Origin of the sequence: Haloferax gibbonsii ATCC 33959, assembly GCF_000336775.1 — an archaeon.
Classification (GTDB): domain Archaea; phylum Halobacteriota; class Halobacteria; order Halobacteriales; family Haloferacaceae; genus Haloferax; species Haloferax gibbonsii.
In genome coordinates, this window is record NZ_AOLJ01000022.1 from 196,556 (window position 1) to 222,829 (window position 26,274).

Genomic DNA, 26,274 nt, shown 5'->3' on the forward strand with positions numbered 1-26,274 from the left:
CTCTCCCCGCGGCCGATGCGCCCGGTTCTGGTCGGTTCGTTCCGTTCGTCGGGACCGCGGAGACCGCGAAGCGGGCCGCCCGATCAGAGGTCGTCCGTGTTGATGTCCACGCCCGGCGGAGAGACGACGAGGAACTTCCGGAAGTGCATCAGCTGGCCGCCCATATCCTTGATGTCGCGTGCGAAGCCCGACGCGAGCTTGTTGAGGTCGCCCTCGATGGCGAGAAAGAGGACGTTTCCGCGGGCGACGGACTGGACCCACTCGTCGGGCGGGGTCGACCCGTCGAGGACGCCGAGGACCACGTCACCCTCGGCGTCGTCCTCGTCGAGGTGTTCTTCGGCCGTCTGCAAGTTGAGATTGAAATCGCCCATACCCGCTCGGTTGTCGAGCGACGAGAAAAGGGTTCGGTCGAGCCGCGAACGGCTCTGACGGCACAAACGCGCCCATTGGTATCACGTTTCACACGACAGTCGCAGTTTGCTCCACGTTTGTCCAGTCGAGAGCGCGCGCACCGGGTGCTAAATTTTGTTTCTAAATTCTATTTAGTTATATTATCGCTCAGGAGCCGTCGAACGCCGAGCGGACATATCAAGTCAACATATGTCATGATATCGTATAAGGACGTTTAGGTACAGCGATTAGCCCCGAGAGTAGTTGTCACGCAACACCCGCTGAACGTTCGTGATACTGTCGGGGAGAAACGTTTAAATAGGAGTTCGGGCACGTCACTGACACGATGTCTCACAACGACACGGAGGATTCGTCGGGTTCCCCGGCGGGTCGAGTTCTTCCAGGGCACATTAGCCCAACAATCTGAAATCGAAGACGTACGAATCTTCGACACGACACTCCGCGACGGCGAACAGTCACCGCGAACCTCGTTCAGTTACGAGGAAAAGCGCGACATCGCCGAAACCCTCGACGACATGGGTACCCACGTCATCGAGGCCGGGTTCCCGGTGAACTCGGAGGCGGAGTTCGAAGCAGTCGCAGATATCGCTGCTTCGACGGACGCGACGACGTGCGGGTTGGCCCGCGTCGTCGACAAGGATATCGAAGCCGCGCTGGATTCCGGCGTGGACATGGTGCACACGTTCGTGAGCACCAGCGACGTCCAGTTGGCCGACTCGATGCACGCTTCCCGCGAGGAAGCCGTCGAGCGGGCCGTCCGCAGTGTCGAACACGTCCGCGACGCGGGCGTTGAAGTAATGTTCTCGCCGATGGACGCCACCCGGACGGACGAGGACTTCCTCATCGAAGTCGTCGAGGCCGTCTCCGAGGCGGGCGTCGATTGGATCAACCTGCCGGACACCTGCGGCGTGGCGACGCCGACTCGCTTCGCCCGCATGGTGGCGACGGTCAGAGAGCACACCGACGCGAGAATCGACGTGCACGCGCACGACGACTTCGGACTGGCGTCGGCGAACGCGATGGCCGGCTTCGAAGCCGGCGCCGCACAGGCGCAGGTGTCGGTCAACGGCATCGGCGAGCGCGCCGGAAACGCCGCCTACGAGGAGGTCGTCATGGCCGCCGAATCCCTCTACGGCGTCGACACCGGCATCGACACGACGAAGATAACCGAGCTGGCTCGCGTCGTCGAGGCGGCGTCCGACATCCCGGTCCCGGCGAACAAGCCGGTCGTCGGCCGCAACGCCTTCTCCCACGAGAGCGGCATCCACGCCGCCGGCGTCATCGAGAACGCCGACACCTTCGAACCGGGCGTCATGACCCCGGAGATGGTCGGCGCGACCCGCGAGTTCGTACTCGGCAAGCACACGGGGACGCACTCGGTACGCAAGCGCCTCGCAGATATCGGGTTCGAGCCCTCGGACGCCGAGGTCCGGGAGGTCACCCGCCGCGTCAAAGACCACGGCGCGGAGAAAGAACGCGTCGACGACGCGACGCTCGAGGTGTTCGCCCGCGACGTGGGTATCACCCACGAGGACGACACGGAGGAGGAGGTCCGCGCCTGATGGCGCCGGGCTGTGGCCCTACGGGGCGACCGCCCTGCTCGCGTCCGACCTCCCGCGCGGCGTGCAATCGTTGCCCGCCGCGAAAGCATTATTACGGCCGGGACGGACGTGTGGCATACGATGACCTCGCACGACGAACACGCGGTTCGCGCGACCCCGGAAGCCGGGGCCAGCGCCGCCGCCGTCGGTGCGATTCGGTCGCTCATTATTGTAGGGGCATAGCCCCCTACCACACCATCTCTCCGACCCGCGTATTCGCACCGTTTTCAGACACGTCCGCAGTCCCCACAATGGCGCACCAGCACCACACGCAGTCACCAGACAGCCCGTATCGACGACCGACCACACACCACGGAGCCCACACATGAGCGAACGAACCGCAGCCACGACCGACCCCGACGCGACCGACGGGGCAGACGATTCGACCGAGACGCCGACCGAGATTACCTCGGGTTCGACGTCAGTCGTCCGCGCCCTCGAAAACGCCGGCGTCGAGACCGCCTTCGGCGTGCAGGGCGGGGCGATAATGCCCATCTACGACGCGTTGTACCACTCTGACATCCGTCACGTGACGATGGCCCACGAGCAGGGCGCGGCGCACGCGGCCGACGCGTACGGCGTCGTTCGCGGCGACCCCGGCGTCTGCCTCGCCACGTCCGGTCCGGGCGCGACGAACCTCGTGACCGGCATCGCCGACGCGAACATGGACTCCGACGCGGTGCTCGCGCTCACGGGGCAGGTCCCGTCCGACATGGTCGGCTCCGACGCGTTCCAGGAGACCGACACCACGGGCGTCACCGCGCCCATCACGAAGCACAACTACTTCGCCTCGTCGCCCGACACCGTCGGCGACACCGTCGGCGAAGCGTTCGCGCTCGCCGCGGAGGGCCGACCCGGCCCGACGCTCGTCGACCTCCCGAAGGACGTCTCGCTCAACGAGACCGACCGCGAGCCCGGTCCGGCGCAGGCACCCGAGACGTGCCGCGCCCGAACCGACCCGGCCGACTCGCAGGTCGAGGCCGCCGCGCGCGCAATCGAGCGCGCGGAGAAGCCCCTCTTGCTGTTCGGTGGCGGCGTCGTCAAGGCCGACGCGACCGAGGTCGCTCGGCGGTTCGCGACCGAACACCGGATTCCGGTCGTCACCACGATGCCCGGAATCGGCGCGATGCCGGAGGACCACGAACTCTGCCTCTCGTGGGCGGGGATGCACGGCACCGGCTACGCCAACATGGCCATCACGCACACCGACTGCCTCATCGCGGTCGGCACGCGGTTCGACGACCGCCTGACCGGCGGTATCGACACGTTCGCGCCCGAGGCCGAAATCGTCCACATCGACATCGACCCGGCGGAAATCTCGAAGAACGTCCACGCGGACTACCCGGTCGTCGGCGACGCCGGTCGCGCCATCGAGCGCGTCGACGCCGAACTGGGCGAGAGCCCCGACGCGCGCGAGTGGGTCGAACAGTGTCTCACCTGGAAGGAGGAGTACCCGATGGACTACGCGGCCCCGGACAACGAGCCGCTGAAGCCGCAGTTCGTGGTCGAGGCGCTCGACGAGGCCACCCCCGACGAGACCATCGTCACGAGCGGCGTCGGTCAACACCAGATGTGGGCCGCCCAGTACTGGACGTTCACCGAGCCGCGGCGGTGGGTTTCGTCCCACGGCCTCGGCACGATGGGCTACGGCCTGCCCGCCGCAATCGGCGCGCGGGTCGCGGCCGCCGACGACGAGACGGTCGTCTGCGTCGACGGCGACGCCTCGTTCCTGATGACGATTCAGGAGCTGTCGGTCGCCGTCCGCGAGAACCTCGACATCACCGTCGCCATCCTGAACAACGAGTACATCGGGATGGTTCGCCAGTGGCAGGACGCCTTCTTCGAGGGCCGACGCATGGCCGCCGGCTACGACTGGTGTCCCCAGTTCGACAAGCTCGCCGAGGCGTTCGGCGCGCGCGGCTGGACCGTCGACTCCTACGAGGAGGTCCCCGGCGCCATCGAGGAAGCGCTCGCGTACGACGGCCCCTCGGTCATCGACTTCCACGTCGACCCGGCGGAGAACGTCTACCCGATGGTCTCCTCGGGCGGCGCGAACGGCAAATTCGCACTCTCGGAGGACCAGTTATGAGCGACAATCGGACAGGACTGCAAGGCCCCGCGCCCGACGAGCGGCCACACCCCGACGGCCGACGCAACGCGCAGGGCATCCGCATCGACCCCGAAGCGGAATCGGAACACGAACCGCGGCGAACGGTCTTTTCGGCCATCGTCGAGGACGAACCCGGCGTGCTCTCGCGCGTCGCCGGCCTCGCCGCCCGCCGCCAGTTCAACATCGAGAGCCTCACCGTGGGCCCGACGACCGTCGACGGCCACTCCCGAATCACGATGGTCGTCGAGGAGCCCGAACCGGGCATCGACCAGATAGAAAAACAGCTCGCGAAGCTCAAACCCGTCATCTCAGTCGGCGAACTGGACGACGACGCCGTCCGCGCGGAACTCGTCCTCCTGAAGGTCCGCGGAGAGGACCCCGACAAGGTCCACGCCATCACGGAGATGTACGACGGCCGCACCCTCGACGCCGGCCCCGAGACCATCACGGTCCAACTCTCCGGCGACGAGCGCAAGATAGACGACGCCGTGGACGCGTTCCGGCGGTTCGGCATCATCGAAATCGCCCGGACCGGCCAGACCGCGCTCGCCCACGGCTCGAAGAAGACCGTCCCCGGAGAGGAACCCGGAACCTCCGGCGAACCCACCAAACCAAACACGAACACGAAATGACAGAACTCACCACGGAAGTTTACTACGACGACGACGCCGACCGCTCCCAAATCGACGACAAGACCGTAGCCGTCATCGGCTACGGCAGCCAGGGCCACGCCCACGCGCAGAACCTCGCCGACAGCGGGGTCGACGTGGTCGTCGGCCTCCGCGCCAACTCCTCGTCCCGCGCCGCCGCGGAAGCCGACGGCCTCCGCGTCAAAGAGCCCGCCGAGGCGGCCGCCGAGGGCGACATCGTCTCGATTCTCGTCCCCGACACCGTCCAGCCGGCGGTGTTCGAGCAGATTCGAGGCTCCCTCGAGGCCGGCGACACGCTCCAGTTCGCCCACGGCTTCAACATCCACTACAACCAGATTCGGCCCCCGGAGAACGTCGACGTGACGATGGTCGCGCCGAAGTCGCCGGGCCACCTCGTCCGCCGTAACTACGAGGCGAACGAGGGGACGCCGGGTCTCATCGCCGTCTACCAGGACGTAACGGGCGACGCCAAGGAGGAGGCGCTGGCCTACGCCCACGGCCTCGGCTGCACCCGCGCGGGCGTCATCGAGACGACGTTCCAGGAGGAGACCGAGACCGACCTGTTCGGCGAGCAGGCCGTCCTCTGCGGCGGCGTCACCTCGCTGGTCAAGCAGGGCTACGAGACGCTCGTCGACGCGGGCTACTCCCCCGAGATGGCCTACTTCGAGTGCCTGAACGAACTGAAGCTCATCGTCGACCTGATGTACGAAGGCGGGCTCGGCGAGATGTGGGACTCGGTCTCTGACACGGCCGAGTTCGGCGGCCTGACCCGCGGCGACCGCGTCGTCGACGAGCACGCCCGCGAGAACATGGAAGAGATTCTGGAGGAGGTCCAAGACGGCACCTTCGCCCGCGAGTGGATTCTGGAGAATCAGGCGGGCCGGCCGTCGTACTCCCAGCTGAAGGACGCAGAGGAGAACCACCACATCGAACAGGTCGGCGCGCCGCTGCGCGACCTGTTCGCGTGGGCCGACGACGAAGAAGAAGCGGACGCGGAGAAAGCCGAAGCACCGGCGGACGACTGAACACGACACCAATGACACGCGACGACACGACCGACCGAATGCGAGACATCAGCCACACGAACCCCTATACGGGCGAGACGTTCACCACGGTCTACGAGCGCGGCCCGGCCGTCACCGACGGCGGACAGAGCGACGCGACGACCGCGGCGGCGGACACGGACGCGACCGAGACCGAGACGATGGGCGACGTGGACCACACGCCCCGCAACGGCGAGGGCGCGAACCAGGTCTGGGAACGCGGCCACGACGACCGCGTCGTACCGGGTGACGGACATGAGTGAGGGAACGCTGTACGACAAGGTCTGGGAGGAACACACGGTCTCGGAGCTACCGACCGGCCAGACGCAGCTGTTCTGCGGCCTGCACCTCATCCACGAGGTGACGAGCCCGCAGGCGTTCGGCATGCTGCAGGAGCGCGACCTCGAAGTCGCCTACCCGAACCGGACGCACGCGACGGTCGACCACATCGTCCCCACGTCGGACCAGTCGCGGCCGTTCCGCGACGACGCCGCGGAGGAGATGATGGCCGAGCTCGAACAGAACGTCCGCGACGCGGGCATCAACTTCTCGGACCCGACCTCGGGCGAACAGGGTATCGTCCACGTCATCGGGCCCGAGAAGGGACTCACCCAACCCGGCATGACTATCGTCTGCGGCGACAGCCACACCTCGACCCACGGGGCGTTCGGCGCGCTCGCGTTCGGTATCGGCACGAGCCAGATTCGCGACGTGCTGGCGACCCAGACGGTCGCGATGGAGAAAAAGAAGGTCCGGAAGATAGAGGTCACGGGCGAACTCGGCCCCGGCGTCGAGGCCAAGGACGTCATCCTCGAAATCATCCGTCGCCTCGGGACCGAAGGCGGCGTCGGCTACGTCTACGAGTACGCCGGCGAGGCCATCGAGAACCTCGACATGGAGGGTCGGATGAGCATCTGTAACATGTCCATCGAGGGCGGCGCTCGCGCGGGCTACGTCAACCCCGACGAGACCACCTACGACTGGCTGAAAGAGACCGAGTACTTCCAGGAGAACCCCGAGCGGTTCGACGAACTCAAGCCGTACTGGGAGTCCATCCGCTCCGACGAGGACGCCGAGTACGACGACGTCGTCACCATCGACGGCTCCGAACTCGAACCCGTCGTCACGTGGGGGACCACGCCCGGACAGGGCGTCGGCATCACCCAGCCCATTCCGGCCCCCGAGGACCTGCCCGAGGAGAAGCAGGACACCGCCCGGATGGCGCAGGAACACATGGGCGTCACGCCCGGCGAGACGATGGAGGGCTACGAAATCGACGTGGCGTTCCTCGGCTCGTGTACCAACGCCCGAATGCCCGACCTCCGCCGCGCGGCGGGAGTCGTCGAGGGGCGACAGGTCGCCGACGGCGTCCGCGCGATGGTCGTCCCCGGCAGTCAGCGCGTCAAGGCCGCCGCGGAGGCGGAGGGCCTCGACGAGATATTCAAGGAAGCCGGCTTCGAGTGGCGCGAGGCGGGCTGTTCGATGTGTCTCGGCATGAACGAGGACCAGTTGGAGGGCGACGAGGCCTCCGCGTCCTCGTCGAACCGCAACTTCATCGGTCGGCAGGGGTCGAAAGACGGCCGCACCGTCCTGATGAACCCGCGAATGGTCGCCGCCGCGGCCGTCACCGGGCACGTGACTGACGTGCGCGAACTGAAGGAGGTGAGCGTCGCATGACCGACGAGATTCCCGAAATCGACTCGGCGTCCGGCTCCGGCGTTCCCATCCGCGGCAACGACATCGACACGGACCAGATAATTCCGGCGCGGTTCATGAAGGTCGTCACGTTCGACGGCCTCGGCGAGTTCGCGTTCTTCGACCAGCGCTACGACGAGAACGACGAACCCAAAGACCACCCGATGAACGAGCCGCAGTTCCAGGACGCCGCCATCATGGTCGTCAACGCCAACTTCGGCTGTGGCTCTTCCCGGGAGCACGCCCCGCAGGCGCTCATGCGCTGGGGCATCGACGCCATCATCGGCGAGTCGTTCGCCGAGATTTTCGCGGGCAACTGCCTCGCGCTCGGTATCCCGACGGTCACCGCCGACCACGACACCATCACCGAACTGCAGGACTGGGTCGACGAGCACCCGGACGCAGACATCGACGTGGACGTGGAAAACGAGACGGTCACCTACGGCGAGAAGACCGTGGACGTGACCGTCGACGACGCACAACGGAAGGCGCTCACCGAGGGCGTCTGGGACACGACGGCGCTCATGAAGTCGAACGCCGACGCGGTCGCCGAGAAAGCCGCTTCCCTGCCCTACGTCGATGACTGAGGAAATCGTCGTCATCCCCGGCGACGGCATCGGCGCGGAGGTCATCCCGGCGGCTGTTGACGTGCTGAAGGCCGTCGGCGACTTCGAGTTCGTCGAGGCCGACGCGGGCGACCACGTGAAGGAAGCCACGGGCGAGGCGCTCCCGCAGGAGACCTACGACCTCGCGGCCGAGGCCGACGCGACGCTGTTCGGCGCGGCCGGCGAGACCGCGGCGGACGTCATCCTCCCGCTTCGGACCGCGGTGGACTCGTTCGTCAACGTCCGCCCGGCGAAGGCCTACCCCGGCGTCGACGCGCTCCGCCCGGAGACGGACCTCGTCTTCCTCCGGGAGAACACCGAGGGCGTCTACGCCGGTCACGAAGACCGCCTCTCCGAGGACCTCTCGACGCTCACGCGCGTCGTCACCACCTCGGCGTCCGAGCGACTCGCCGAGTACGCCTGCGACTACGTCGGCGGCGAGGGCGGCAGTTTCCAGGTCGCCCACAAGGCGAACGTGATGCGCGAGACGGACGGTCGCTTCCGCGACGCCGTCGTCTCCGTCGCCGACGACCGCGGCGTCGAGACCGAGGAAGTCCTGATGGACGCCTTCGCGACGCGCGTCTGTCTCGACCCCACGCAGTTCGACACCATCGTCTGTCCGAACCTCGCGGGCGACGTGCTGTCCGACCTCGCCGCCGGCCTCGTCGGCGGTCTCGGACTGCTCCCCTCGGCGAACATCGGCCCGGACGCCGCGCTGTTCGAACCGGTCCACGGCTCCGCGCCCGACATCGCCGGCGAGGGTATCGCCAACCCGGCCGCGACGATTCTGTCCGCGGCGATGCTGCTCGACTACCTCGACTACGAGGAGGAAGCCGACCGCGTCCGGTCGGCCGTCGAAGGCGTCCTCGCCGACGGGCCGCGCACGCCCGACCTCGGCGGCGACGCCTCCACGGAGGACGTGACCGCCGCGATTCTCGACCGACTCTGAGCGTCGGCGACCCACCGAATCGGCGGTTCGACGTTCGTTTCGAGCGTTCTCGTTTTCGTTTTTGATCGTTTTCTCACCGGCGAGCACACCGTGTTCGTTCTTGTGTGAGATTTGGCTGTTTCGAACATATACGGGCGGAATCCAACATAAACAATTAACACTACTCCCCGACCTATCTTCCACCTAACGAGGAATCGCTACCGATGTTACCAGCAGAGCGCAAACGCCGCATCGTCGAACTCGTCTCCGACTCGGACGGCCGGTCGGTCGAGTCGCTGTCCGACCACCTCGGCTATTCGAAGGCGACGATACGACGTGACCTGCGCGAACTCGAAGACCGTGGGCTCATCGAGCGGTCGCACGGCGGAGCCGTCCCCGTGACCTCCGTCGGGCGCGAGCAGACCTACGGCCAGAAGGAAGTACAGAATCTCGAAGGGAAACGCGCGATCGCGGACCGCGCGGTCGAAGAACTGGCCGAGGGTCAGGTCGTGTTCTTCGACGCGGGGACGACCACGATGGAGGTGGCCCGGAAGGTCCCCAAGGACGGGACGACACTCGGCGTCACTAACTCACCGCGGCTCGCTATCGAACTGAACGAGGAGGACAACGAGGTCAAACTCACCGGCGGGACGCTCCGGCGGCGGACGAAGGCGCTCGTGGGGCCGACCGCGGAGTCGTTCATGGAGCGGACGAACTTCGACCTGCTGTTCCTCGGCACGAACGGGCTGGACGTGGACTCCGGCCTCACGACCCCGAACGAGGACGAGGCGCGGATGAAGGAGCTGATGGTCGAGAAGGCCGCGAAAGTCGTTCTCGTCGCGGACCTCTCGAAGCTCGGCCGACGGAGCTTCGTCCAGTTCGCATCGCTCGAAGACATCGACCTGTTTATCACCGACGGAACGCTCGACGCCGACTCTCGCGAGGAGATAGAGAACGCGGGCGTCACCGTCGTCGACGGAGTTGCACGATGATTCTCACAGTCACCCCGAACCCAGCAGTAGACCACACGATTCACTTCGACGAACCGCTTCAGCCCGGCGTCGTCCACCGGACCGACGACGCGGTGTTCACCGCGGGCGGCAAGGGCATCAACGTCGCCAAGTACGTCTCGGCGCTCGACGCCGACGCGACCGCCTCGGGCTTTCTCGGCGGCCACTTCGGGAAGTTCGTCCGCGACCGACTCGACGCCGACGGCATCGCCTCGGACTTCGTCACCGTCGACGCGGACACGCGCCTGAACACGACCGTGCTCGCGGAAGACGGCGAGTACAAACTCAATCACAACGGCCCGCAGATTCGTGCAGCCGACGTGGACGAACTCGTCGAAACCGCGCAGGCGAACGAGCCCGACACGCTCCTCGTCGGCGGCAGTCTCCCGCCGGGGATGTCCCTCGCCGACGTCGATAGACTCGCCCGCGCGGGCGACTGGCAGATTGCGGTGGACATGGGCGGCGAGTACCTCGCCGAACTGGACGCCGACTACTACGTCTGCAAACCCAATCGTTCCGAACTCGCGACGGCGACGGGTCGAACGGTCGAGACCGAAGCCGACGCCATCGCGGCCGCCGAGGAGCTTCACGCGCGCGGGTTCGAGTACGTACTGGCCTCGCTCGGCGCGGACGGCGCGCTCCTCGTCACCGACAGCGAGGTCCTCTCTGCGCCCGCGCTCGACGTTGAGGTCGTCGATACGGTCGGCGCGGGCGACGCCGTCATGTCCGGCTTCCTCGCCGCGCGCGAACACGGGCTTTCGGACGCCGACGCCCTCCGAATGGGCGTTCTGACCGCGTCCCGCGTCGTCGGCGTCGCGGGCACCCGCGTCCCGCACCTCGAAGACGTGCTGACGAACGAGACGCACGTCGAGGTGACGACGGTTCGGAGCCGGTGATTCTCAGATGAACGTTTGTTAACGACTGAAACGCTCAGTAACGTTCATATTCGAAAGGGTTTTTGAGCACATTTGCGTATGTTCTTTCGTAGGGGTGGCAACACTATGGCAAACGACGCAGAAGACGCGGTTCGGTCCTACCTCACTTCGGTGAAGGAGGACCTCATGACTGGGGTATCGTTCATGATTCCGTTCGTGACTATCGGCGGAATCTTCCTGGCGCTGGGCTACGCCGTAGCCTCGCTTTCGAACAACGTACAAGACGTATTCAACAGCACGGGGACCGCCGGCTGGTTCCTCGCGCAGATCGGCGTCGCTGGGCTGACGCTGATGGTTCCGGTGCTCGGCGCGTACATCGCGTACGCAATCGCCGACCGTCCGGGCCTCGCACCGGGCTTCATCCTGTCGTACATCATCCAGCAGGGCAACGTCCTGCAGGCGGCCGGTGACGTCATCGGTCTCCAGGGTGGCTCCGCCGGCGCGGGCTACCTCGGCGCTATCGTCGCCGGGTTCCTCGCCGGCATCGTCGCGCGCTGGTTCAAGCAGCGCGACGTGCCCGAGTTCATCGCACCGATGATGCCCGTGCTCCTCATCCCGGTCGCGACGACCGCGGTACTCACGCCCATCATGCTGTTCGTGCTGGGCGTCCCGATTTCCATCGCGAACGCGGGACTCACGAACTTCCTGAGCAACATGCAGGGCGGCGGACAGGCGATTCTCCTCGGGGGCATCCTCGGGGCGATGATGGCGGCCGACATGGGCGGCCCCATCAACAAGGTCGCCTACGTGTTCTCCGTCGGCCTCATCTCCGAGGGCGTCACCGCGCCGATGGCCGCGGTCATGATCGCGGGTATGGTCCCGCCGATCGGCCTCGCGCTGTCGAACTTCATCGCGCCGCAGAAGTACGCGGCCGAGATGTACGAGAACGCCAAGAGCGGCGTGCTCCTCGGCTTCTCCTTTATCACTGAGGGCGCGATTCCGTACGCGGCGGCCGACCCGGCCCGCGTCATCCCGAGCGTCGTCGCCGGCAGCGCCGTCGCCGGCGCGGCCTCGATGGCGCTCGGCGTGAACATGCCGGCTCCGCACGGCGGCATCTTCGTGGTTCCGCTGTCGAACCAGCCGTTCATGTTTATCGCGTGCATCCTGCTGGGCTCCATCGTCACCGCGGTCATCGCGACGGCCATCAAGCCGAACTTCGACGCCAAGGTGGCCGCCCAGAGCTCCGACGACTGACCACACCGAACTAATCTTTCCAGACCCGAACGAAGTACAATACAATGGACGTCACTGACATCAGCACCATCACACCGCTCGAACTGATATCGCTCGAAGAGCCGCCGGCGACGAAGGAGGGAGCCATCGAGTTCCTCCTCGACCTCGCGGTCGACGCCGGCCGCGTCGACGACCGAGACGCCGCGCTCGACGCCCTCCTCGAACGCGAGGAAGAGGCGACGACCGGCGTGGGCTTCGGCATCGGCATCCCGCACGCGAAGACCGACGCCGTCTCGAAGCCGACGGTCGCCTTCGCGCGCTCGACCGAGGGCATCGACTTCGACGCCATGGACGACAAGCCGGCGAAGCTCCTCTTTATGATTCTCGTCCCCGCGGCGGGCGGCGAGGACCACCTGCAGATTCTGAGCGCCCTCTCGCGGTCGCTCATGCACGAGGACGTGCGCGAGAAGCTCCTCGAAGCCGAGAGCAAGCAGACCGTCCAGGACGTGCTCGCCGAGGTGGTCGAGTGATGGAGCGGACCGTCACGGTCGTCCCCGAAGACGGGCTCCACGCCCGCCCGGCCTCGCAGTTCGTCGAGACCGCGAACTCCTTCGACGCCGACGTACAGCTCGGCCGCGCCGACGAGGACGACCTCGTCCCCGCCGCCAGCATGCTCGCGGTCACCGGTCTCGGCGTCGGACACGGCGAGTCGGTCCGACTCGTCGCCGAGGGTGACGACGCGGAAGCGGCACTCGACGCCCTAGAGGACATCCTTTCGACGCCCGAAGCCAAACAGTAAGCCATGACCGAACGAACCCTCTCCGGCATCGGCGTGACACCGCTTTCGGGCGTCGGCACCGTCGTCTGGTACCGACCGGACGCCGACCTCCCGGAGCCGCCGGCCCCGGAAGACGTGGACGGAGACGCCGAACTGGCGCGCTTCGAGGACGCCCGCGCGGCCGCCGAAGACGAACTCGAAGCCGAGCGCGAGCGGACCGCCGAGCGCGTCGGCGAGGAGGAGGCCGCGGTGTTCGACGCGCACGTCCAGTTCCTCAACGACCCGCAGATAACCGACGGCGTCACCGACGCCATCGAGGGCGGACTCCCGGCCGAACACGCCGTTCAGGAGACGTTCTCCGAGTTCGTCGAGCAGTTCGAGAACATGGGCGGTCGCATGGGCGAGCGCGCCGACGACCTCCGCGACGTGCGCGACCGGCTCGTGCGCGTCCTCTCGGACGGCGAGCGGGTCGACCTCTCGTCGCTGCCGGAGGGGAGCGTCGTCGTCGCCGAGCGCCTCACGCCGAGCGACACCGCACAGCTCGACCCCGAGCGCGTCGCCGGCTTCGTCACGGTGACGGGCGGCCGCACCTCCCACGCGGCCATCTTCGCGCGCTCGCTCGCCCTGCCGGCCATCGTCGGCGTGGGCGAGGAACTCCAGTCCGTCGAGGACGGCACCGAAGTCGTCGTCGACGGCGAGTCGGGCGACCTCGTGGTCGACCCGACCGACGAGCGCAAGGAGGCCGCCGCGGCCGCCGCCGAGGTGGACATCCGACACGAGTCGGTCGAGACCGCCGACGGCGTCGACATCGAGGTCGCGGCCAACATCGGCACGCTGGCGGACCTCGGGCCGGCCGTCGACCGCGGGGCCGACGGCGTCGGCCTGTTCCGCACCGAGTTCCTCTTCCTCGACCGCGAGTCGCCGCCGGACGAAGACGAGCAGTACGAGGCGTACGTCGAGGCGCTCGAATCGTTCGACGGCGGCCGCGTCGTCGTCCGGACGCTCGACATCGGCGGCGACAAGCCGGTCCCGTACCTCGACCTGCCGGACGAGGAGAACCCGTTCCTCGGCGAGCGCGGCATCCGGCGGTCGCTCGGCCCGGACGCGGACCTCTTCGAGACGCAGGTGCGCGCGCTCCTGCGCGCGGCGGCCAGCGCCGACGGGGCGAACCTGTCGGTGATGCTCCCGCTCGTCTCGACGGTCGAGGAGCTTCGCGCCGGCCGAGAGCGGTTCGAGTCGGTCGCGGCCGACCTCGACTCCGAGGGCGTCGAAAACGAACTGCCCGAGTTCGGCATCATGGTCGAGACGCCCGCCGCGGCGTTCATGGCCGACCGGTTCGCGCCGCACGTCGACTTCTTCAGCATCGGGACGAACGACCTCGCGCAGTACGTGATGGCCGCAGAGCGCGGCAACGAGCGCGTTTCTGACCTCGGTGACTACCGTCAGCCGGCGGTCCTCCGCGCCATCGACGCCACCGTCTCGGCGACCGAGGGCGAGGACTGCTGGGTCGGCATGTGCGGCGAGATGGCCGGCGACCCGGACCTCACCGAACTGCTCGTCGGGCTCGGCCTCGACGAACTGAGCATGAGCGCCGTGACGGTGCCGCAGGTCAAGGCGGCCGTCGCGGAGACCGACACCGCGGACGCCCGCGAACTCGCGGAGCGCGTCCTGCAGGCCGACACCAAGGCTGAAGTCGCGGAAATCCTTACACTAGACCAATGAAACTCGTCGCAGTCACATCCTGTCCGACCGGAATCGCACACAGCCAGATGGCGGCCGAGAACCTCCTGCAGGCCGGCGAGCGCCTCGGCCACGACATCGACGTCGAGGTCCAGGGCGCGATGGGCACGCAGGACGAACTGTCCTCGGACGCCATCGCCGAGGCCGACGCGGTCATCATCACCTCGGACACGTCGGTCAGCCGCGACCGCTTCGACGGCAAACTCGTCGTCAAGGGGACGGTCAAAGACGGCGTCAACAACGCCGAGGCCGTCGTGAAGAAGGCGGTCGAACTCGCCGAGGCCGGCAAGACCGGTTCGGTCACGTTCGGAAGCGGCGACGACGGCGAGGACGCCGACGCCGACGCCGGCACCGACGGCTCGTCCGGCGACGCCGCGGAATCGGACGAACCCGTTCGCCGCGGCGGCGACCCCGAAAAGGGGCTGTTCGCCCGGCTGAAGAAGCTGTTCTCGTAACGCCGCCGACGGTTTTCCGTTTTTCGCTCGCCCGCCAGCGGCGGCGCTTCGTCCGCCGACGAAAATTAACTCGAACGCGAACAAACGAAAACGTGCAGAATCGAAACTCGCTTCCCATACATTATTAGTCTCGCAGTCGTTGACGAAACCGAGGTGAACGCATAATGCCGTTCTACGGCGGGGAGGAACTCGCCACAGTGTACGACGAGGCGCTCGACGAAGGATTCGGCCTCATCGCGAGTAACATCGCGGAGCCGAACATTATGATGGGTCTCATGGAGGGGGCCGACCGGATGGACTCGGACCTCCTGTTGCAGATGAGCGGTGGTGCCTGCCGGTTCGCCGGTGACGGCGACGCCGTCGCGGGCCTGAAAGCCATGGGGAACTACATCGAGACCATCGCCGAGCGGTACGACATCGGCGTCTTCCTCAACATGGACCACCAGACGGACCTCGAGTTCATCGAGCAGCAGATCGAACTCGACATCCCGTCGTCAATCATGATCGACGCCTCCCACGAGCCGTTCGACGAGAACGTCGCGACGAGCCGCGAGGTCGTCGAGATGGTCGAGGCCGCGGACTCCGACGTCCTCATCGAGGCCGAACTCGGCCAGATAAAGGGCGTCGAGGACGAAATCGAGGCCGAAGAGGCGTTCTACACGGACCCCGAACAGGCCGTCGAGTTCGTCGACAAGACGGGCGCGGACCTGCTCGCCATCTCCGTCGGCACGCAGCACGGGGTCGCCAAGGGCAAGGACCTCGAACTCCGCCCGGATCTCGCCCAGGACATCCGACAGGCCCTGCGCGACCACGGCCTCGACACGCCGCTCGTCCTCCACGGCTCTTCGGGCGTCCAGCCCGACCAACTGCAGGAGATGCTCAAACACGGCATCTGCAAGGTCAACAAGGACACCCGCTACCAGTACGAGTACACGCGCACCGCCTACGACCTCTACAGCGAGGACCCCAACGCCATCGTCCCGCCGGAGGGCGTCGAGGACGCCCGTGACACGTTCTTCAACGAGACCGAGTGGTCGCCGAACAAGGACGTGTTCGACCCCCGCGTCGTCGGTCGCGACATCCGCGAGCGCATCGCCGACGTGCACGCCGGTCTGACCGAGGTCTCCGGCAGCGCCGGCCAGTCCCTGTTCAAGTAACCCGCGCGGGCGGTGATTCGTTCACCGTCGAGCGTTCGCCGCGTCCGCACGGCGGACCGGAACCCGGTTGTCGTCTCCACCCGGCACTCCGCCGGCTCTTCGTTTCGATACGCTTCTCGCCCAGCGGCGGCGCTCTCGGGGGTCGACGGCAGTCGAGTTCGATGCCCCACGTCGCTTAAGGTGTCACGCGGCGTGGACGTACGTATGCCGCAGATTCACCTCGACGACGAGACGGTCGCCCGACTCGACGCGCTCCGCGAGGACGACGAGGAGTACGACGACCTCATCAACGAACTGATGAACATCTACGAGGCGAGCGAGCGAACGCTGTTCCACGCCGGCGACGAGTACTGAGTCGTCGCCGCCGACGCTCGGCCGTCCGTCCGACCGGTTCGCGGTGGCTCGCGGTGGTCCGTTACGAACCGAGCCACCGCGCGAGCGCTCCCGCGAGGAGCACCAGTGCGCCGGCGATAAACGTGCCGGGAATCGGAAGCACGAACAGGAGTCCACCGAACGCGAATATCAGCGTTGACGGTCTCATCTAGCAGCGACGTCGCGCCCGCGCCTGTTACGAATTGTGGCCCTCGAACGGAATGTCGACACCGGAGCCGGGTGAGCGCTCCCGCCGCGGCCGGTCGCCCGGCCCGCTATTCGAGGTAGCTGACGCGGACCTGATTCCACTTGCCCTTCTTTTCGAGGTGGTCTTGGAGCGCGTCCGCGTACTCTTGTGTGAGCCGTTCCGCGTCCTCGAGTTTCTCCTGTTCGCCCTTCTTGCCGCCGCCGCCCATGCCGAGCGCGCCCTTGATGGAGTCGACGATGCCGCCGCCGCCGGACGACGAGTCGCCTCCGCCGCCGCCACCCATCGCGCCCATCTGGCTGCGGATGTTGTCGAGTTCGGGGATTATCTGCGGGACTTTCTCCGTGTCGGCGACGATGCGCGCCTCCTCGGGGTCGTCCGCGTTCTCGATTTCGAACTCCGTCGCCGTCATGATGAGCCCCCATTCCTGACTGTTGAACCGGGAGTTCATCACCTGGTCGTTGAACTCGCGGTCCACCGTCATCCGGTCGCCGACGATGCTGTCGGTCCAATGTGCCATGTGCACACGTCGTCGGCCGGTCGGTATCAGAGTTGCGGGGCCGGCCGGCCCCGGAGGCGACCGACCGCGGAGGCGACCGCGCCCCAGTCAGCCGACGGGGCGACGGGACGGATTGCCTCCCACGCGGGTTTAATGCGGTTGGGTGACGACCCCGAATCATGGAGCGGTACGACCTCCTGTACAGACTGTACGGGAACTTCGACGCGGACGCGGTCCGGGACGCACAGGACTTCGTCGACCTCTTGCCGCCGCTCGGCTCGCCGGTGGCGCTGTCGCACTGGCAGGCGGTCGACGACGAACTCACGGCGAAGAAAGACCGCATCCGCCGGGCGCTCTCCGACGGCGACCGCTACGCCGAACTCGCCGCGCGCGCGACGCGGGACCAGGCGTTCACCGCCCTCGACCTCTACACGAAGTACGGTCGGGCGGTGAACGCGCTCGTCCTCGACGTGGACGAGACGCTGCGCTCTGCGGGGCAGACCGACAACGAGATTCCACGCGAGGTGCTGCACCTCCTCACCCAGTTCCACGAGGAGGGCGTCCCCATCGTCATCTGCACCGGCCAGACATTGGAGAACGTCAAGGGCTTCGCCATTCAGGGATTGGGCAACGAACTCGTCCACTCGGGGAACGTGAGCATCGTCTACGAGGCGGGCACCGGCGTCTTCACGCCCGGACACGGCTCGGACACGAAGCGCCTCCTCTACGAGACGCTCGACGACCCGGTGCAGTCGGTCTTCGAGTCGGTTCGCGGGCGCGTCATCAGCGACCTCCCCGACGCGCTCCGCGGGGGCGTTCACCTGCAGGGCAACGAGTTCAACGTCACGCTCAAGCCGAACTTCGAGACCGGCAGCGACGACGCCGAGGAAGTCATCGACGGCGCGCTCGTCTACTTGCTCGACCTCCTCGGCGAGGCGCTCACCGACGACCCCGCCGGTCCCGACTGGGCGCGGGCGTACTTCGCGGAGCGCGACCCGGAGATAGCGGGCGTGCTCGACGACCGCGACGCGCTTCCCGCCTCGGATGTGGCGGAGATTCCCGAGGACGCGAGGCGGACGCTGGAGCGAGTGACGGTCGCGTACTACCACGCCGACGCCGCGGAACTCTCCGCGGTCGACCTGAACAAGGCGGCGGGCGTCCGCGCCGCGCTCGACGTGCTCGGGGTGGACGACCCGTTCGTCCTCGTGATGGGCGACTCGAAGTCCGACCTCGACGTGATGAGTTGGGCCGCCGAAAACGAGTGCGGGCTCGCGGCCGCCCCCGAGCACTCCTCTCCGGGTGTGCTCGAACACGTCCGCGAGACCGACGAACTGGTGTTTCCCCGCGGGGACGCCGCCTCGGTGCTCCGGACGGCCTACGCGCTCAACCTCTTGGTCGACTGAGGGTGGCGCGCCGCACGGTGTCTCAGCTCACACCGTGCACATTCCGATGTCGTCACCCGAGTCGTCGTCGGTCGAATCGTCCGAGGATGAGCCGCTGTCGTCGGTGTTCGACCCGTCGTCGTTCGAGTTGTCGTCGGCGTTGTCATCGTTCGAACTGTCGTCGGACGAACTGTCGTCGGTGTTGTCATCGCTCGAACTGTCGTCACTCGAGTCGTCGTCGTTCGAGTCGTCGGACGAACTCTCGTCGTTCGAGTCGTCGCTGTCGTTCGATTTCGAACTGCTGCGTTTCTTCGAGGACTTCTTCGTCGTCGAGTCGGTGTCGTCGTCGGCAGCGTCGGTTTCGACCGTCTCGAACGCGCCGGTCGCGTTCTCGGAGTCGTCCGCGGACGAGCCGCCGTCGGCATCGTCGGCGTCACCCGAGTCGTCGCCGACGACGGGCTCTTCTTGGATTTCGACGTCCTCGTCCGGCGCGTCGCCGTCGGGGTCGGTCACGTCGGCGCCGATACTTCTGTCGGCGTCGTCGGCGGGAGCGGGCGTCTCGGGCGTATTCACGCCGCCGGAGAGGAGGGCGAACACGACGATGACGAGGACGACGGCACCGACGCCGAGTTGGCCGAGGTTCATCGCGCGGCCTCCCGGGAGTCGAAGTCGGGACCCTGTGTCGGTACATCGGTGGCAGTCAGAGACATGGTTCGTCCCGTTATTTGCGTCCCGAGGCTTTCGTTACGAATCGTCTACCCCGGACGCCGCGGTAGTTCGGGATTCCGTCGGTCTGAGAGCGCGCCCCGCGACGGGGGCCCGACGCGAAGTCGTCGCGGGACGCGAAAATTCGCGTTCCTAACCCGTGTTAATACGCGAATACCGCGCCGGTCTGAGTGTCTATTTTCGGTTGACTCTCACCGTGAACTGAATGTCTGGAAATCCTGTGGTTATCGCCCGACTACGGAGCGTTTGACGGACGGTGTCTGGCCCGACCCCTCCCGCCGGTCCGACTTCGCAGTTATCTCCTCGGAACGCGTACATTCACCGAATGACTACCTCCATCGACAGAATCGTCTCGCGGGTCTCGCGGTGGCCCGGCGTCGAGACCGCGCCGCACCGCTTCGGGGGAACGGAGTTCCTCGTCGCCGGCCGGGAGATCGGCCACGTCCACGACGCCGGCGTCGTCGACCTCGCGCTCACGAAACGCGTCCGCGACGTGCTCCTCACCGACGGCCTCGCGGACCCGCACCACGTGCTCCCCGACTCGGCGTGGGTGACCTACCGCGTCCGGAGCGCCGCCGACGTGCCGGGCGCGATGCGCCTGCTCAGGCTCGCGTACCTCTGGCGACTGCTCGCGCTCCGCCGCCGCGGCGTCGACCTCGACCCGGCGATTGACCCCGACACCGACCTCCGGCGACTCGGCCTCCCCGCCGACCTCGACGCGCTCGTCCGAGAGACGTTCCGCGACACGCTCGACCGGCGCGCGCCGGTCTGACCTGTTCCCGCGAGTCCCGAGCGGGGACATGTCTCGGTCGGAAAAACTTTACTAACGTCCGAGTAAACCACTCTACATGGGTAAGAACTACGCGGAGTTGCACGATCCGAACGCGGAGTACACGATGCGAGAGCTGTCGGCGGAGACGATGGGCGTGACGGCCAAGCGCGGCGGCGGCCGCGACGTCGAAATCACCGACGTGCAGACGACGATGGTCGACGGCAACTTCCCGTGGACGCTCGTCCGCATCTACACCGACGCGGGCGTCGTCGGCACCGGCGAGGCCTACTGGGGCGCGGGCGTGCCCGAACTCATCGAGCGCATGAAGCCGTTCGTCATCGGCGAGAACCCCCTCGACATCGACCGCCTGTACGAGCACCTCGTCCAGAAGATGTCCGGTGAGGGCTCCGTCGAGGGCGTCACGGTCACCGCCATCGCGGGCATCGAAATCGCGCTGCACGACCTCGCGGGCAAGATTCTCGACATCCCCGCCTATCAGCTTCTCGGCGGGAAGTACCGCGACAAGGTCCGCGTCTACTGCGACTGCCACACCGAAGAGGAGGCCGACCCCGAAGCGTGCGCCGACGAGGCAGAGCGCGTCGTCGACGAGCTCGGCTACGACGCGCTGAAGTTCGACCTCGACGTGCCCTCCGGCTTCGAGAAGGACCGCGCGAACCGCCACCTGCGACCCGGCGAGATTCGGCACAAGGCCGAAATCGTCGAGAAGGTGACGGAGCGCGTCAAGGACAAGGCCGACGTGGCGTTCGACTGCCACTGGACGTTCTCGGGCGGCAGCGCCAAGCGCCTCGCCGCCGCGCTCGAAGACTACGACGTGTGGTGGCTCGAAGACCCCGTGCCGCCGGAGAACCTCGACGTGCAGGAGGAGGTCACGAAGTCCACGCTCACGCCCATCACGGTCGGCGAGAACCGCTACCGCGTGACGGAGCTGCGCCGGCTCATCGAGAAGCAGGCCGTGGACATCGTCGCGCCCGACATGCCGAAGGTCGGCGGCATGCGCGAGACGCAGAAAATCGCGGACGTGGCGAACCAGTACTACGTGCCGGTCGCGATGCACAACGTCTCGTCGCCGGTGGCGACGATGGCCTCCGCGCACGTCGGCACGGCGATTCCGAACTCGCTGGCGGTCGAGTACCACTCCTACGAGCTGGGTTGGTGGGGCGACCTCGTCGAGGAGACGGTCATCGAGGACGGCTACATCGAGATTCCGGAGAAGCCGGGCCTCGGCGTGACGCTGGACATGGACACCGTCGAAGAACACATGGTCGACGGCGAGACGCTGTTCGACGAGGCGTAAGCCGAAGTCGAATCAGTCGAGCTTCGCTCGACGCGATTCGACGAGGAGTGAAACAACTCGTCGAGCCAGCAGCACGGAGTGCTGCGCTGTTCGACGAGGCGTAAGCCGAAGTCGAATCGGCGAATCTCTGATTCGCCTCATTCGACGAATCGAACCCGAACTCACAGACTGGCTTCCGATTTTTCCGAGGCTCAACGCGGAGCCGTCGGCTCGTCTCCTCGTTCCTCGTCGACCAGCCGAACGCCACCGGAGGGTCGACAGGCGAACACGTGAGCGTCGGGGCCGACGCGCTCGGGGGCGGCGTCTCGAATCGCGCGCGCCGCCCGGTCGAGGGCGTCGTCGTCGACCAGCGCGACCGCGCTCCCGCCGAAGCCGCCGCCGGTCATCCGCGCGCCGTAGACGCCCGGCGTCTCGGCGGCGAGTTCGACCGCCGCGTCGAGCTCCGGACAGCTCACCTCGTAGTCGTCGCGCAGGCTCTCGTGGGCCGCGAGCATCGCGTCGCCGACGCGGTCGAGGTCGCCGGCGGCGAGCGCGTCGCGGGCGCGACGGACGCGCTCGTTTTCCGTCACGACGTGTCGAACCCGGCGGCGGTGTATCGGCTCCAGCGCGTCGGCGTGGGCGTCGAGGAGGTCGCGGTCCACGTCCCGGAGGGAGTCGAGGTCGCGGCCGGCGCGCTCCCGGAGGCGGTCGAGCGCCGCCGCGCACTCGCGGACGCGGTCGTTGTAGCCCGACTCGGTCAGTTCGTGGGAGACGCCGGTGTCGATGACGAGGACGCCGACGTCGTCGCCGACGGGCACCGACTCGAACTCGTGGGTTCGGCAGTCGAGAAAGAGCGCCGAGTCGGCCTCGCACAGCGCCGCGGAGAACTGGTCGAGGATGCCGCACTCGACGCCGACGCCCTCGACCTCGGCCCGCCAGCACGCCAGCGCGAGGTCGGCGGTCGGGAGGTCGCGCCCGGAGACCGCGAGAAGCACGCGGCCGACTGCGAGTTCGAGCGCGGCCGACGAGGAGAGGCCCGCGCCCGTGGGCACGTCGGAGGCGATGGCGAGGTCCGCGCCGCCGACGGGGCCGTCCTCGCGGAGGACGCGCGCGACCGCGGCGACGTAGGCGGCCCACCCATCGGGGTCGTCGGCGGGGGCGAGTTCGGCCGTCTCGTCGAAGTCGGCGGCGCGGACGCGGAGCCGGTCGTCGTCTCGCGGGCGGGCCGCGACCGCGACGTGGCGGTCGACGGCCATCGGGAGACAGAGGCCGTCGTTGTAGTCGGTGTGGCCGCCGACGAGGTTCACGCGACCGGGGGCGACGGCGACCGTCAGATTCGCAGGCTCCGTCGGCTCCGGGGTCGAAGTCGAATCGAAGGCGTCGCCGCCGGCTCTGAGCGCCGCGAGAGCGGTCTTCGCGCGCTCGACCGGCGTTCCGGCGTCGTCGGTCACCGCGTCGTCAGCATCGTCGTCGTCGGTCATACGTGGCCGTCTCCGTGCGGTTCCCCGGCGCTCGTCGCGCCTTCGTCGGCCGCGACGGCCTCGCCGCCGAGTCGGGCGGCTATCTGCCGACCCAGTTCGCGCGGGTTCGACTCGGTCACGCGGAGGTCGTCGCCGACGGCGACCCGGCCGGGCGAAAGCACGTCCGCGCAGATGCCGCCGCGGGACTCGCGGAGGGCGTCGCCCACGTCGTCGCCGACGAGGTCCGCGAGGTGCGCGCAGGGCGGTCTGCGCTTCGTCCCGCGGAGTTCGGCCCCGCCGAGTTCGAACGTCGCGTCGAGGAGGGCGTCGAGGTCGACGCCGCGGACGACGACGTTCCGGCGGTGTTCGCCGGCCGAGAGGTCGAGGTCGTACTCGCGCTCCGCGTCGTCCAGCACCGCGGCGTCGACGAGCGTCACCTGACAGCCGTCGGTCGCCGAGTAGAAGCCGTCGCCGTCGAAGTAGCGGTCGCTCTCGATACCGCCCTCGGCGACCGCGACGGTCTCGTGGGAGACCATCGGCTCGCCCTTCGACGGCGCGGTGTACAGCGCCTCGACGCGTCCGCGAACCTCGGAAGTCATACCTCCGGCTACCACTCCGGGACACGAATAGGTTGGGTCGGCGGGGCGCGGCGGTGCAGTCCGGGGTCCGAAGCGCCGAGCCGAGCCGACTCAGCAGAGCGGCTTCGGGTCGACGCCGAGTTCGGCGAGGCCGTCGGCGTAGTCGTCGTACGCCAGTTGGACGACGTACTCGGCGACCATCCGGGCGCGCTCCCAGTCGTCGTCGCTCTCGCAGCGCTCGGCCAAGAGGTCGAGACCGGTCGCGAGCGTCTCTTCGGTCTCGGCTTTCAACTCGCGGAAGAGGTCGGCGCGGGGCTCGTCGGCCTCGTTGACGAAGAAGCCGATGACCTGCGTGTGGGTCCGAACCGAGACGAGGCCGCGGCCGACCATCCCGGCGGCGGCCCGCTCGACCGTGTCTTCGCGCCCGCGGAGGTACGCGTGCATCACGCCCGGTTCGTCCGGGAGGTCGACCTCCTCGTCGAGCGCGTCGAGGACGCGGTCGAGGTGCTCGGCCTCTTGGGCCGCGGTGGCCTCGAAGGCGGCTCTCGCGTCGTCGTCGGGCTCGTCGTCGGCCCACGCCTCGAACGTCCCGCGGGCCGCGTGCTCGGAGTACGCGGCGGCGCGGAGCACCGCCGGTTCGGAGAGGTCCGCATCGGTCAGCGCTAACAGGAGCTTCGACGAGCCGAGTCGGTCGAGTTGCGTCCGTTTCGCCGCCTCGACTGACTCGCGGAACGAATCGGCGTCCATACCGTTCATCGGTCCGCCAGTCACCTGAACATTCGGACCGGTCCACGAATGTGGGATTCTCACGGCAATCAGTTCCGGTATCATTCGTGATACTCCGCGGTGAGGCTTGAAATACTGGAACCTATTGGGAACGGGTATGACGAACTCCTCGGCACCAGTCGACGCCAACGCGCGAGCGCGTGTCGACGGGGATGCGCTACTCTCAGAACTGGACATCGATGCGGCGGAAATCGACCGCCGGAAGTCGTTCGTTCGCCTCTCGGCGGCGGACGAGCGACGATTGAGCGACCTTCAACCGCTCTTCGACGAGTTCGCGAACGAGTTCGCCGCGGAGTTCTACGACCACCTCGGCGAGCACGCGGCGGCGACGACGTTCTTCGGTCGCTCGACGAAGAACACGGAGATGCTGCAGGCCGACCAGGCGGCGTACCTCCGCGAACTCGGCCGCGGGGAGTACGGCGAGGACTACTTCGCGAAGCGGGCGCGAATCGGGAAGTTACACGACATGATAGACCTCGGGCCGAAGTTCTACCTCGGCGCGTACTCGGTCTACTACGAGGGTATTCTCGGTGCCGTCGCGGACGAGGTGAAAGCCGAGTTCACCGGCGGCGGGCGGACGGTCGGCGACGAGTCCGGCGCAGACGGCGACGGTGCGGGCGACGCTGAGGACGGTGGCGGTCTGATTTCCGGGCTCCTCGGCGGCGCGGCCGGCGTCTCAGGCGGGCTCCGCGGCGGCGACGACCGGGTCGAAGACGCCGTCGACGAGGTCGTCGCGCGCATCCTCCCCGTGTTGAAGCTCCTGTCTCTCGACCAGCAGGTGGCGATGGAGACGTACATCCACTCGTACAGTCAGGCCGCGCGGGAGGCGGCCGAGCGCCGACGCGCCCTCGCAAACGAGGTCGAAGCCGACGTGAGCGAGCCGGTCGAGTCGCTCCTGCGGACCTCCGAGGAGGTCACGGAGCGAACCGACGACATCGAGACCACGGCGCGGGCGCAGGCCGACGACATGGCGACGGTCGCCGCCGAGGTGTCGGACATGAGCGCGACCGTCGAGGAGATTGCGGCGACCGCGGAGGAGGTCGAGCGGACCAGCGCCGACGCCGCCACGCGCGCCGCCGAGGGCGAGGACGCGGCCGACGAGGCCATCGACGTGATGCGCGACGTGAGCGAGGCCGCCGAGACGGCCTCCGAGGACGTCCAGCAACTCCACGACCAAATCGCGGAGATAGACGAGGTGCTCGACGCCATCAACGACATCGCCGAACAGACGAACCTGCTCGCGCTCAACGCCTCCATCGAGGCCGCCCGCGCCGGCGACGCGGGCGAGGGATTCGCCGTCGTCGCCAGCGAAGTCAAGAACCTCGCGGAGGAGTCGCAGGCCCGCGCCGCCGAGGTCGAGGGCACGGTGGGCAACATCCAGTCCGAGGCGAGGGAGACCATCGAGAGCCTCTCGCAGACGACCGGCCGACTCTACGACGGCATCGACCGCGGCGAGGACGTGATGCGCAGTCTCTCTGACATCTCGGCGGCGGTCGAGCAGGCGACCGTCGGCGTCGGCGAGGTCGCCTCGGCGACCGACGACCAGGCCGAGAGCGCCGAGCAAATCGCCGGTATGGTTGACGACGCGACGGAGCGCGCGACCGCGGTGTCGGACCAAATCGGCGAAATCGCCGACGCCAACCGCTCGCAGACCGAACAGGTGCTCTCGATTCGCGACGCGGCCGCGCGACTCGGCGGCGGCGAGACGGGCGGCGCCGGCGGGGCGGGCACGCCTCTCGAACCGAGCTCCGACACTCCGACAACCGGCGGTGTCGACGGTCCGCCGGCCGGCGTCCTCGACGAGTCCGGCTTCGACGAACCGCCATCGAGACGCCTGAGCAACGACGGCGGAACGTCGGAGTAGCGCGGGTCACTGTTCTCTCTTCGGTCCGCGTAGCGTTCTTCCGCC

Annotated in this window: 28 protein-coding genes; 21 read left to right on the plus strand and 7 right to left on the minus strand. The window is 67.6% G+C overall.

What is annotated here, in order from left to right; genetic code table 11:
* Positions 1 to 83 precede the first annotated feature (83 nt).
* Positions 84 to 371 carry a DUF5779 family protein gene (locus C454_RS14835; RefSeq protein WP_004976976.1) on the minus strand — a complete coding sequence of 96 codons (288 nt, stop codon included), beginning with the start codon at positions 369 to 371 and terminating at the stop codon, positions 84 to 86.
* Between the two features lie 357 nt (positions 372 to 728).
* Here C454_RS14835 and C454_RS14840 point away from each other — a divergent pair, with 357 nt between their 5' ends.
* The 17 genes from C454_RS14840 to C454_RS20820 all read left to right on the plus strand — a co-directional run bounded on the left by C454_RS14840 (position 729) and on the right by C454_RS20820 (position 16,645).
* Positions 729 to 1,973 (plus strand): LeuA family protein, encoded by a 1,245-nt coding sequence (locus tag C454_RS14840; RefSeq protein ID WP_231608308.1) that lies wholly within the window; start codon positions 729 to 731, stop codon positions 1,971 to 1,973.
* A gap of 364 nt (positions 1,974 to 2,337) precedes the next feature.
* Complete coding sequence (gene ilvB / locus C454_RS14845; protein ID WP_004976978.1) at positions 2,338 to 4,101, plus strand: biosynthetic-type acetolactate synthase large subunit; 1,764 nt, start codon at positions 2,338 to 2,340, stop codon at positions 4,099 to 4,101.
* Positions 4,098 to 4,754: an acetolactate synthase small subunit gene (gene ilvN / locus C454_RS14850; protein WP_004976979.1), complete on the plus strand. Its 657-nt coding sequence runs from the start codon at positions 4,098 to 4,100 to the stop codon at positions 4,752 to 4,754. Before ilvB ends, ilvN begins: the two co-directional genes overlap by 4 nt.
* On the plus strand, positions 4,751 to 5,797 hold the full coding sequence (gene ilvC / locus C454_RS14855; protein ID WP_004976982.1) for a ketol-acid reductoisomerase: 1,047 nt from the start codon (positions 4,751 to 4,753) through the stop codon (positions 5,795 to 5,797). Before ilvN ends, ilvC begins: the two co-directional genes overlap by 4 nt.
* 11 nt (positions 5,798 to 5,808) lie before the next feature.
* On the plus strand, positions 5,809 to 6,078 hold the full coding sequence (locus C454_RS14860; RefSeq protein ID WP_004976985.1) for a hypothetical protein: 270 nt from the start codon (positions 5,809 to 5,811) through the stop codon (positions 6,076 to 6,078).
* A complete protein-coding gene (leuC, locus tag C454_RS14865; protein ID WP_004976987.1) occupies positions 6,071 to 7,492 on the plus strand; it encodes a 3-isopropylmalate dehydratase large subunit in 1,422 nt (473 codons plus the stop codon). Before C454_RS14860 ends, leuC begins: the two co-directional genes overlap by 8 nt.
* A complete protein-coding gene (leuD, locus tag C454_RS14870; protein WP_004976990.1) occupies positions 7,489 to 8,097 on the plus strand; it encodes a 3-isopropylmalate dehydratase small subunit in 609 nt (202 codons plus the stop codon). The genes leuC and leuD overlap by 4 nt, the downstream gene beginning before the upstream one ends.
* The gene (leuB, locus tag C454_RS14875; RefSeq protein WP_004976994.1) at positions 8,090 to 9,064 is read left to right on the plus strand and encodes a 3-isopropylmalate dehydrogenase; all 975 of its coding nucleotides are present in this window, start codon (positions 8,090 to 8,092) and stop codon (positions 9,062 to 9,064) included. Before leuD ends, leuB begins: the two co-directional genes overlap by 8 nt.
* A 203-nt stretch (positions 9,065 to 9,267) precedes the next feature.
* On the plus strand, positions 9,268 to 10,035 hold the full coding sequence (gene glpR / locus C454_RS14880; RefSeq protein WP_004976998.1) for an HTH-type transcriptional regulator GlpR: 768 nt from the start codon (positions 9,268 to 9,270) through the stop codon (positions 10,033 to 10,035).
* Positions 10,032 to 10,949 (plus strand): 1-phosphofructokinase, encoded by a 918-nt coding sequence (pfkB, locus tag C454_RS14885; RefSeq protein ID WP_004977000.1) that lies wholly within the window; start codon positions 10,032 to 10,034, stop codon positions 10,947 to 10,949. The genes glpR and pfkB overlap by 4 nt, the downstream gene beginning before the upstream one ends.
* A 105-nt stretch (positions 10,950 to 11,054) precedes the next feature.
* Positions 11,055 to 12,182 (plus strand): fructose PTS transporter subunit IIC, encoded by a 1,128-nt coding sequence (ptfC, locus tag C454_RS14890; RefSeq protein ID WP_004977002.1) that lies wholly within the window; start codon positions 11,055 to 11,057, stop codon positions 12,180 to 12,182.
* Between the two features lie 44 nt (positions 12,183 to 12,226).
* Complete coding sequence (gene ptfA, locus C454_RS14895) at positions 12,227 to 12,691, plus strand: fructose PTS transporter subunit IIA (RefSeq protein WP_004970773.1); 465 nt, start codon at positions 12,227 to 12,229, stop codon at positions 12,689 to 12,691.
* On the plus strand, positions 12,691 to 12,960 hold the full coding sequence (ptsH1, locus tag C454_RS14900) for a phosphocarrier protein HPr (RefSeq protein WP_004977004.1): 270 nt from the start codon (positions 12,691 to 12,693) through the stop codon (positions 12,958 to 12,960). Before ptfA ends, ptsH1 begins: the two co-directional genes overlap by 1 nt.
* Positions 12,961 to 12,963: 3 nt before the next feature.
* A complete protein-coding gene (gene ptsP, locus C454_RS14905) occupies positions 12,964 to 14,661 on the plus strand; it encodes a phosphoenolpyruvate--protein phosphotransferase (protein ID WP_004977008.1) in 1,698 nt (565 codons plus the stop codon).
* On the plus strand, positions 14,658 to 15,134 hold the full coding sequence (ptfB, locus tag C454_RS14910; RefSeq protein WP_049905204.1) for a fructose PTS transporter subunit IIB: 477 nt from the start codon (positions 14,658 to 14,660) through the stop codon (positions 15,132 to 15,134). Before ptsP ends, ptfB begins: the two co-directional genes overlap by 4 nt.
* A 164-nt stretch (positions 15,135 to 15,298) precedes the next feature.
* Positions 15,299 to 16,291, plus strand: a complete 993-nt coding sequence (fba, locus tag C454_RS14915; protein WP_004977010.1) for a class II fructose-bisphosphate aldolase — start codon at positions 15,299 to 15,301, stop codon at positions 16,289 to 16,291.
* A 204-nt stretch (positions 16,292 to 16,495) separates the two neighbouring features.
* Entirely contained in the window at positions 16,496 to 16,645 is a 150-nt protein-coding gene (locus C454_RS20820; protein ID WP_004043442.1) for a DUF7557 family protein, read from the plus strand.
* A 61-nt stretch (positions 16,646 to 16,706) separates the two neighbouring features.
* On the opposite strand, the gene C454_RS21130 is transcribed toward C454_RS20820, so the two are convergent.
* A complete protein-coding gene (locus tag C454_RS21130; RefSeq protein WP_255409903.1) occupies positions 16,707 to 16,832 on the minus strand; it encodes a hypothetical protein in 126 nt (41 codons plus the stop codon).
* 106 nt (positions 16,833 to 16,938) lie between these two features.
* Positions 16,939 to 17,388, minus strand: coding sequence for a DUF5799 family protein (locus tag C454_RS14920; RefSeq protein WP_004977011.1), 450 nt, complete (start codon positions 17,386 to 17,388; stop codon positions 16,939 to 16,941).
* Positions 17,389 to 17,546: 158 nt separating this feature from the next.
* Between C454_RS14920 and C454_RS14925 the strand changes: the two genes are divergently transcribed.
* The gene (locus C454_RS14925) at positions 17,547 to 18,770 is read left to right on the plus strand and encodes an HAD family hydrolase (RefSeq protein ID WP_004977014.1); all 1,224 of its coding nucleotides are present in this window, start codon (positions 17,547 to 17,549) and stop codon (positions 18,768 to 18,770) included.
* A 27-nt stretch (positions 18,771 to 18,797) separates the two neighbouring features.
* Here C454_RS14925 and C454_RS14930 read toward each other — a convergent pair whose 3' ends face one another.
* Positions 18,798 to 19,394 carry a hypothetical protein gene (locus C454_RS14930; protein WP_004977016.1) on the minus strand — a complete coding sequence of 199 codons (597 nt, stop codon included), beginning with the start codon at positions 19,392 to 19,394 and terminating at the stop codon, positions 18,798 to 18,800.
* Positions 19,395 to 19,800: 406 nt separating this feature from the next.
* On the opposite strand from C454_RS14930, the gene C454_RS14935 reads away from it, so the two are divergent.
* Both C454_RS14935 and C454_RS14940 read left to right on the plus strand, forming a co-directional pair.
* Positions 19,801 to 20,247, plus strand: coding sequence for a luciferase domain-containing protein (locus tag C454_RS14935; RefSeq protein WP_004977017.1), 447 nt, complete (start codon positions 19,801 to 19,803; stop codon positions 20,245 to 20,247).
* 76 nt (positions 20,248 to 20,323) lie between these two features.
* Positions 20,324 to 21,562 carry a mandelate racemase/muconate lactonizing enzyme family protein gene (locus C454_RS14940; protein WP_004977018.1) on the plus strand — a complete coding sequence of 413 codons (1,239 nt, stop codon included), beginning with the start codon at positions 20,324 to 20,326 and terminating at the stop codon, positions 21,560 to 21,562.
* 191 nt (positions 21,563 to 21,753) lie between these two features.
* Here C454_RS14940 and galK read toward each other — a convergent pair whose 3' ends face one another.
* From galK to C454_RS14955, 3 genes are all read right to left on the minus strand, one after another.
* Positions 21,754 to 23,022, minus strand: coding sequence for a galactokinase (gene galK, locus C454_RS14945; protein ID WP_004977019.1), 1,269 nt, complete (start codon positions 23,020 to 23,022; stop codon positions 21,754 to 21,756).
* Positions 23,019 to 23,600 carry an MOSC domain-containing protein gene (locus C454_RS14950; protein ID WP_004977020.1) on the minus strand — a complete coding sequence of 194 codons (582 nt, stop codon included), beginning with the start codon at positions 23,598 to 23,600 and terminating at the stop codon, positions 23,019 to 23,021. The genes galK and C454_RS14950 overlap by 4 nt, the downstream gene beginning before the upstream one ends.
* A 90-nt stretch (positions 23,601 to 23,690) precedes the next feature.
* Positions 23,691 to 24,326: a hypothetical protein gene (locus C454_RS14955; RefSeq protein ID WP_004977021.1), complete on the minus strand. Its 636-nt coding sequence runs from the start codon at positions 24,324 to 24,326 to the stop codon at positions 23,691 to 23,693.
* Positions 24,327 to 24,462: 136 nt separating this feature from the next.
* Here C454_RS14955 and C454_RS14960 point away from each other — a divergent pair, with 136 nt between their 5' ends.
* A complete protein-coding gene (locus tag C454_RS14960; protein WP_004977022.1) occupies positions 24,463 to 26,229 on the plus strand; it encodes a globin-coupled sensor protein in 1,767 nt (588 codons plus the stop codon).
* Positions 26,230 to 26,274 lie beyond the last annotated feature (45 nt).

Coding starts and splice junctions, on each gene's coding strand:
- C454_RS14835 (WP_004976976.1), bottom strand. CDS start 371: ATGGGCGATTTCAATCTCAACTTGCAGACGGCCGAAGAACACCTCGAC.
- ilvB (WP_004976978.1), top strand. CDS start 2,338: ATGAGCGAACGAACCGCAGCCACGACCGACCCCGACGCGACCGACGGG.
- ilvN (WP_004976979.1), top strand. CDS start 4,098: ATGAGCGACAATCGGACAGGACTGCAAGGCCCCGCGCCCGACGAGCGG.
- ilvC (WP_004976982.1), top strand. CDS start 4,751: ATGACAGAACTCACCACGGAAGTTTACTACGACGACGACGCCGACCGC.
- C454_RS14860 (WP_004976985.1), top strand. CDS start 5,809: ATGACACGCGACGACACGACCGACCGAATGCGAGACATCAGCCACACG.
- leuC (WP_004976987.1), top strand. CDS start 6,071: ATGAGTGAGGGAACGCTGTACGACAAGGTCTGGGAGGAACACACGGTC.
- leuD (WP_004976990.1), top strand. CDS start 7,489: ATGACCGACGAGATTCCCGAAATCGACTCGGCGTCCGGCTCCGGCGTT.
- leuB (WP_004976994.1), top strand. CDS start 8,090: ATGACTGAGGAAATCGTCGTCATCCCCGGCGACGGCATCGGCGCGGAG.
- glpR (WP_004976998.1), top strand. CDS start 9,268: ATGTTACCAGCAGAGCGCAAACGCCGCATCGTCGAACTCGTCTCCGAC.
- pfkB (WP_004977000.1), top strand. CDS start 10,032: ATGATTCTCACAGTCACCCCGAACCCAGCAGTAGACCACACGATTCAC.
- ptfC (WP_004977002.1), top strand. CDS start 11,055: ATGGCAAACGACGCAGAAGACGCGGTTCGGTCCTACCTCACTTCGGTG.
- ptfA (WP_004970773.1), top strand. CDS start 12,227: ATGGACGTCACTGACATCAGCACCATCACACCGCTCGAACTGATATCG.
- ptsH1 (WP_004977004.1), top strand. CDS start 12,691: ATGGAGCGGACCGTCACGGTCGTCCCCGAAGACGGGCTCCACGCCCGC.
- ptsP (WP_004977008.1), top strand. CDS start 12,964: ATGACCGAACGAACCCTCTCCGGCATCGGCGTGACACCGCTTTCGGGC.
- ptfB (WP_049905204.1), top strand. CDS start 14,658: ATGAAACTCGTCGCAGTCACATCCTGTCCGACCGGAATCGCACACAGC.
- fba (WP_004977010.1), top strand. CDS start 15,299: ATGCCGTTCTACGGCGGGGAGGAACTCGCCACAGTGTACGACGAGGCG.
- C454_RS20820 (WP_004043442.1), top strand. CDS start 16,496: ATGCCGCAGATTCACCTCGACGACGAGACGGTCGCCCGACTCGACGCG.
- C454_RS21130 (WP_255409903.1), bottom strand. CDS start 16,832: ATGAGACCGTCAACGCTGATATTCGCGTTCGGTGGACTCCTGTTCGTG.
- C454_RS14920 (WP_004977011.1), bottom strand. CDS start 17,388: ATGGCACATTGGACCGACAGCATCGTCGGCGACCGGATGACGGTGGAC.
- C454_RS14925 (WP_004977014.1), top strand. CDS start 17,547: ATGGAGCGGTACGACCTCCTGTACAGACTGTACGGGAACTTCGACGCG.
- C454_RS14930 (WP_004977016.1), bottom strand. CDS start 19,394: ATGAACCTCGGCCAACTCGGCGTCGGTGCCGTCGTCCTCGTCATCGTC.
- C454_RS14935 (WP_004977017.1), top strand. CDS start 19,801: ATGACTACCTCCATCGACAGAATCGTCTCGCGGGTCTCGCGGTGGCCC.
- C454_RS14940 (WP_004977018.1), top strand. CDS start 20,324: ATGGGTAAGAACTACGCGGAGTTGCACGATCCGAACGCGGAGTACACG.
- galK (WP_004977019.1), bottom strand. CDS start 23,022: ATGACCGACGACGACGATGCTGACGACGCGGTGACCGACGACGCCGGA.
- C454_RS14950 (WP_004977020.1), bottom strand. CDS start 23,600: ATGACTTCCGAGGTTCGCGGACGCGTCGAGGCGCTGTACACCGCGCCG.
- C454_RS14955 (WP_004977021.1), bottom strand. CDS start 24,326: ATGGACGCCGATTCGTTCCGCGAGTCAGTCGAGGCGGCGAAACGGACG.
- C454_RS14960 (WP_004977022.1), top strand. CDS start 24,463: ATGACGAACTCCTCGGCACCAGTCGACGCCAACGCGCGAGCGCGTGTC.